The organism is Kineococcus gurbantunggutensis, assembly GCF_050871925.1.
GTDB lineage: Bacteria > Actinomycetota > Actinomycetes > Actinomycetales > Kineococcaceae > Kineococcus.
The window spans coordinates 1-5,518 of sequence record NZ_JBJLSG010000232.1 but is presented as its reverse complement, the minus strand read 5'-3'; the positions used below and the strand labels follow the sequence as shown (position 1 = coordinate 5,518).

Sequence of the window (5,518 nt, the reverse complement as noted above, 5' to 3'; positions counted from 1 at the left end):
CGGCGGCCGGCGCGCCCGCCGGCGCCACCGCGCGGACCGGCACGAGCCCCACCGCCGCCGGGCCCGCCGCCGGGCCCGCCGCCGAGCCCGGGGGGCAGGAGGCCCTGCGGGAGGCGGCGCGGGCGGCGGCGCAGCAGTCCGCCGCCCTGGAGGCCTACTTCGCCGCCGGCTACGTCTGGGAGGACGCCGTCGAGCTGGGCGGGCTGTGGAACGTCGACCCGGGCGAGGCGAAGGCGGGCGCGGGCGCGGAGCTGCTGGCGGGCCGGGCGCTGCCCGTCGACCCCAGCGGCGAGCCCCGCGAGGCGCAGCCGGGCGCTCCGGAGCTGGCGGCGTACTTCGGCGCCGGCTACGGCTGGGACGAGGCCGTGGAGCTGGGGCGGCTGTGGAACGTCGAGCCCGGCGAGGCCAAGATCAGCGCGGGCGCGCACCTGCTCACCGGGCGGGACCTGCCCCTGGAGCCCGGGACGGCGCCGGCCGCGCAGGAACCCCCCGCCCCGCAGGACCCGCGCGCCCCGCAGCGCGAGGCGTTCTTCGCCGCCGGGTACACCTACGACGACGCCGTGGAGCTGGGCGGGCTGTGGAACGTGGACGCCTGGGAGGCCAAGGCGCTGGCCGGCGAGCGCCTGCTGGCCGGGGAGACGCTGCCGGTGCGGCCCTGAGCACGCCCGTGGCCGGTGCACCCCCCACCGGTGCGCCCCCCACCGGTGCGCCGGTCCTGCACCGGCGCACCGGCGTGGAGGTTGAGCTGCTCGCCCCGCGCGGGTCCAGCCGCCGGCACCTCGCCGACGAGCTGGCCCGCCGGTGCGGCGGTTCGGTGCGCCCGGTCTTCCACACCGACAGCGAGGCGTCCGCGGCCCCGGGGGTGCAGCGGTTCTGGCACCTCACGCCGGGTTTCGAGGTCCTCGACGCCGCGGGCGCGCCGCTGTGCCGGCTGGTGGACGACACCACGATCGTGCGGGACCTGGACGCGGCGGCGCCGGCGGTGCCCGGCTGGTACCGGGTGCTCTCCGACGACGCGCGCCTGCTGCGCCTGGTCGCCGCGCACGCCGACCCGGCGGCGGGCATCGCCTCCGTGCTCGACCCCGCCGCGGCGCTGTTCGGCGCGCGCGCGGTCGCCGTGGGCGGCGCGTTCCGCCTCGACGACGCCGCCGGGGCGACCGTTGCCCTGGCCGCGCCGCTGCCCGGCGAGCGCGAGCGCCCCTGCGAGGTGGTCACCCCGCCGCTGGAGCGCGACCACCTCGCCGCGCTGGAGGCGCTGCTGGCCCCGGCGCGCGCGCTGGGGTTCACCGTGCCCGCCGAGGCCGCGGTGCACCTGCACCTGGACGCCGCGCCGTTCCGGGACGTGGCCGCCCTCCGCGCGGTGGTGCGCCTGTTCGGGCCGTGGGGCGCGGGGCTGCGGCACCTGCTGGGCACGAACCCCGCCTGCCGCCGCCTGGGCCCGCTGCCGCCGGAGCTGGTGGAGCTGGCCGAGCGGGACTGGGCCTCGTGGGAGGACCTGCGCGCCGCCACCGCCGGCACGGGCGTGTCCAAGTACCGCGACGTGAACCTCACCGGCGTCCTGGGCGTCCGCCCCGGACCGCCCACCCTGGAGGTGCGGGTGCTGCCCGGGGCGCTGCACGGGCGCGAGGTGGTGCGGCGCGCCGCGCTCGTGGAGGCGCTGCTGGAGCGCTTCCACCGCGGCGGGCCCCTGCCGCCGGTGCCCGCCGACCCGGCCGCGGCCGCCGACGCGCTGCGCGCCCTGGCCGGCCCGGTGCCCCCGCCGGGGCGGTAGCGTCCGCCGCGACCGACCGCCGAGCACCCCAGGGGGAGCAGTGCCGTACTTCGTCGCCACCTACGCCTACACGCCGGACACCGCCACGCGCGACGAGGTGCGCCCCGCGCACCGCGAGTGGCTCGGCGGCCTGGGCGAGCGCCTCGTGCTCTCCGGCCCCACCGACGCCGAGGGCGCGTTCCTCGTCTTCGACGCCCCCGACGCGGCCGCCGTGGAGTCCCTGCTGGACGAGGACCCCTTCCACGGCCGCGGCATCGTCGCCGAGCGCCGCGTCGTGGGCTGGACGCCCGTGAAGGGCCGCCTGGTCGACGCGCTCTGACGCCCGCTCCGGGGAGGACCCGGCGTCAGCGGCGCGCGGAGGCGTGCAGCTGCCGCACCACGTCGGCGACGTCGGGCTCCTCCACGGACAGGTCGCGCACCTCCGCCACCCGCGAGACGGCCGCCAGCACGGCCGCGGCGGTGGTGGTGGCCGGGTCGAACGCCAGGCGCTGGCGCAGCCCGTCGCCCTCCACGGACACCAGCTCCGCGCCGGGCGCGCGCAGCGGCGCGGCCGGTTCGCGCAGGTCCACCACCAGCACCCGCCGCGCGCCCACCCTGCGGGCCAGGCCCGGCAGGTCCCCGTCGTAGGCCAGGCGCCCGGAGTCCACCACGAGCACCCGCTCGCACAGCCGCTGCACGTCGACCATGTCGTGCGTGGTCAGCAGCAGCGTGGTGCCGCGCTCGGCGCGCTCGGCGCGCAGGAACCGGCGCAAGCGCTCGCTGGAGAGCACGTCCAGGCCGATCGTCGGCTCGTCCAGCAGCAGCAGCTCCGGCGAGTGCAGCAGCGCGGCGGCGACCTCCCCGCGCATCCGCTGGCCCAGCGAGAGCTGGCGCACGGGCGTGGCCAGGAAACCGCCCAGGTCCAGGCGCTCGACGAGGTCGTCCAGGCGGGCGCGCCGGCGCGCGCCGGGCAGGCCGTGGATCGCGCCCAGCAGCCGGAACGACTCGGCCAGCGGCAGGTCCCACCAGAGCTGGCTGCGCTGGCCGAACACCACGCCCACGCGCCGGGCCAGCTCGCGCCGGCGCGCGGCCGGGTCCAGCCCGCAGGTGCGCACGGTGCCGGCGGTGGGCACGAGGATGCCGGTGAGCAGCTTCACCGTCGTGGACTTGCCGGCGCCGTTGGCGCCGATGAACCCCACCGACTCCCCGCGCCCGATGCGCAGCGAGAGCCCGTCGACGGCGCGCACGACGACCCGGCGGCGGCGGAACCGCCCGGCCGGCACGCGCTGCACGTACTCGCGCACCAGGTCGCGCACCTCCACCGCCGGCGCCCCGCCCGCGTCGCCGCCCACGTCCCCGCCCCCGCTCACGTCGAAGCCCCCGCTCACGACCCGGCCCCCGTGTACCGGCGCACCCCGGCGCGCCACAGCAGCAGCGCCCCCGCCCACGTCAGCGCCGCCGCCGCGGGCGTGCACGCCCCCAGCCACGACGGCAGCCCCGCCGGGCCGGGTTCGCCCGTCATCGCCAGCACCGGCAGGTAGGCCACGAACGCGGTGGGCACCAGGTACGTGAACGCGTACCGCAGCCCCGCGGGGTACAGCGAGGAGGGGTTCTGCGCGGCGTTCGCGCCGCCGTAGGTGAACGCGTTGACGGCCTCGCGGCCCTCCAGGAGCCAGAACTGCAGGCCCGCGGCGGCCACGAACAGCGCGGCGAACAGCGCCGTCCCGCCCACGACGGAGGAGGCCAGCAGCGCCGCGGAGGCCGGCGAGGCGCCCACCCCGGCGCGCGGCAGCGCCACCGCGAGCACCACCAGCGCGACCAGCGCGCGCCCCAGCCGGCGCAGCGAGACCTCCGCGGTGGCCAGCTGCGCCAGCAGCGGCAGCGGGCGCAGCAGGAACGCGTCCAGGGTGCCCTCGCGCAGGTGGCGGGGCAGGTCGTCGACGTGCCCGACGAGCAGGTCGGCCAGCGCGAACGCCAGGTTCGCCAGCGCGAACACCAGGCACGCCTGCCACACGTCCAGCCCGCCCAGGGAGTCCACCCGGGAGAAGACCACGTAGACGGTGGCGAACTCGCTGACGCCCACGCCGACGTTGGCCAGCACGTCCGCGGCGAAGGACGTGCGGTAGGCGAGCTGCGCGCGCACCCGCGAGGCCAGCAGCGCCCGGTACGCGGTGAGCGCCCCCGTCCGCCTCCGCCGCTCCGGGTGCTCAGCCACCCTGCACCACCAGCCGGCGCGCGCCGACGGCCAGCGCGAGCCGGCCGGCCAGCAGCAGCGCGGCCAGCCAGGCGAGCTGCACGCCCACCACCCGCAGCGCGGCGGTGCCGGTGACGACGCCGGTGAGCAGGTCCGCCGGCGCCTGCAGCACCGAGGGGAACGGCGTGGCGGCGGCCAGCGCGGCCAGCCACCCGGGGAACCACGCCACCGGCACCGCCAGGCCGGTCAGGACGGTGGCGCTCACCGTGTACAGCAGCAGCAGCCCGCGCACGTCGGTGAGCCAGAACGCGCTCACCCCCACCAGCCAGCGCATCGCGAAGGAGATCGACACCCCCAGGGCCAGCGCCAGCGCGCCCAGGACGTACCCGCCGGCGCCGGCCGGCAGGGACAGGCCCGTGGTCAGCGCCCCCACCAGCAGCGGCGGCAGGCCGCGGGGCAGGAGCTGGAACGCGGCGCGGCCCAGGTCGTCGGCCCACGCCGCGAGCTGCGGGTCCACGGGGCGGGCCAGGTCCACGGCCACGTCGCCGGTGCGCACCCGGCGGGCGAGGCGGTCGTCGGCGAACACCGCCAGCGGCGCCAGCAGCGCCTGGCTGAGCCAGGCGAACGTGGCGGCCCGCTCGGCGTCGTACCCGGCGACGGCACCGCCGGCGGCGGCGACGGTCCCGGTGAGGACGGCGGCCTTCACCGCGCCGAACACGGTGTTCGCCAGGGCGCCGGCGGCGGTGGCGGCCCGGTAGGTGGAGTGGCGGCGGAACCCGGCGACCGCCAGCGCGGGGTAGGCGGTGACGGCCACGGGCGACGAGGCTAGCGGCGGGGCGCGCCGCGCGGGTGCCGAGCGGGCGCTGCGCGCGGGACCCGCTTCGCCTTGCCGCTGCCGCCGTGGCGCCTACGGTGGAACAGCCGGGGGTCGAAAGCACGTGCCCGCCCGCCAGGTCGCGCCCACGCTCAGGAGGGTTCCCGTGAGCAGCAGCACCAGCACCTCGACGTCCTCGCGGCTGTCCGTCCGCCGCTCGCCCGTCTGCCTCACCTCCCTCGTGGTGGGGATCGCCTTCCTCGGCGTCGGCGTCCTCGGGTTCGTGCCGGGGATCACCACCGACTACGACCAGCTCGGCGGGGCGGGGCACCACTCCGGCGCCCACCTGCTGGGGATCTTCCAGGTCTCCGTCCTGCACAACCTGCTGCACCTGGCGTTCGGCGTGCTCGGGGTGGTGCTGGCCCGGTGGTCGGCCACCGCGCGCCTGTTCCTGGTCGTGGGCGGTGTCGCCTACCTGGGCCTGTGGGTGTTCGGCGTCGCCACCGCCGACGACAGCGCGGCGAACTTCGTGCCGGTCAACGCCGCCGACGACTGGCTGCACCTGGGCCTGGGCGTCGGGATGCTGCTGCTGGGGCTCGTCATGCCGCGCCGCTCCTCCACGGGCACGGCGAACGCGCACCAGGGCCCGACCGCCGGCGGCCGCGTCAAGTGACGCGCCCGGGCTGAACCGGCGGGCGCCCGAGCGCCCGGCCGGCGGCCCCGGTCCCCGTGACCCCCGCACCACCCGGACGGGTGGTGC

At 78.7% G+C, this 5,518-nt stretch carries 6 protein-coding genes and 1 pseudogene; 4 read left to right on the top strand and 3 right to left on the bottom strand.

Going from position 1 to position 5,518, the window contains the following annotated elements; translation table 11 throughout:
- From ACRYR7_RS23925 to ACRYR7_RS23915, 3 genes and pseudogenes are all read left to right on the top strand, one after another.
- A pseudogene (locus tag ACRYR7_RS23925) lies at nucleotides 1–659 on the top strand (hypothetical protein); the annotation flags it as partial.
- Between the two features lie 8 nt (nucleotides 660–667).
- Nucleotides 668–1,771: an amidoligase family protein gene (locus ACRYR7_RS23920; RefSeq protein ID WP_432574773.1), complete on the top strand. Its 1,104-nt coding sequence runs from the start codon at nucleotides 668–670 to the stop codon at nucleotides 1,769–1,771.
- Between the two features lie 40 nt (nucleotides 1,772–1,811).
- Entirely contained in the window at nucleotides 1,812–2,090 is a 279-nt protein-coding gene (locus ACRYR7_RS23915; protein WP_432574771.1) for a YciI family protein, read from the top strand.
- 25 nt (nucleotides 2,091–2,115) lie between these two features.
- On the opposite strand, the gene ACRYR7_RS23910 is transcribed toward ACRYR7_RS23915, so the two are convergent.
- The 3 genes from ACRYR7_RS23910 to ACRYR7_RS23900 are packed head-to-tail and all read right to left on the bottom strand — an operon-like array spanning nucleotide 2,116 to nucleotide 4,758.
- Nucleotides 2,116–3,138: an ABC transporter ATP-binding protein gene (locus tag ACRYR7_RS23910; protein WP_432574770.1), complete on the bottom strand. Its 1,023-nt coding sequence runs from the start codon at nucleotides 3,136–3,138 to the stop codon at nucleotides 2,116–2,118.
- On the bottom strand, nucleotides 3,135–3,965 hold the full coding sequence (locus ACRYR7_RS23905) for an ABC transporter permease (RefSeq protein WP_432574768.1): 831 nt from the start codon (nucleotides 3,963–3,965) through the stop codon (nucleotides 3,135–3,137). The genes ACRYR7_RS23910 and ACRYR7_RS23905 overlap by 4 nt, the downstream gene beginning before the upstream one ends.
- On the bottom strand, nucleotides 3,958–4,758 hold the full coding sequence (locus tag ACRYR7_RS23900; protein WP_432574766.1) for an ABC transporter permease: 801 nt from the start codon (nucleotides 4,756–4,758) through the stop codon (nucleotides 3,958–3,960). Before ACRYR7_RS23900 ends, ACRYR7_RS23905 begins: the two co-directional genes overlap by 8 nt.
- 166 nt (nucleotides 4,759–4,924) lie before the next feature.
- Here ACRYR7_RS23900 and ACRYR7_RS23895 point away from each other — a divergent pair, with 166 nt between their 5' ends.
- A complete protein-coding gene (locus ACRYR7_RS23895) occupies nucleotides 4,925–5,431 on the top strand; it encodes a DUF4383 domain-containing protein (protein ID WP_432574764.1) in 507 nt (168 codons plus the stop codon).
- Nucleotides 5,432–5,518 lie beyond the last annotated feature (87 nt).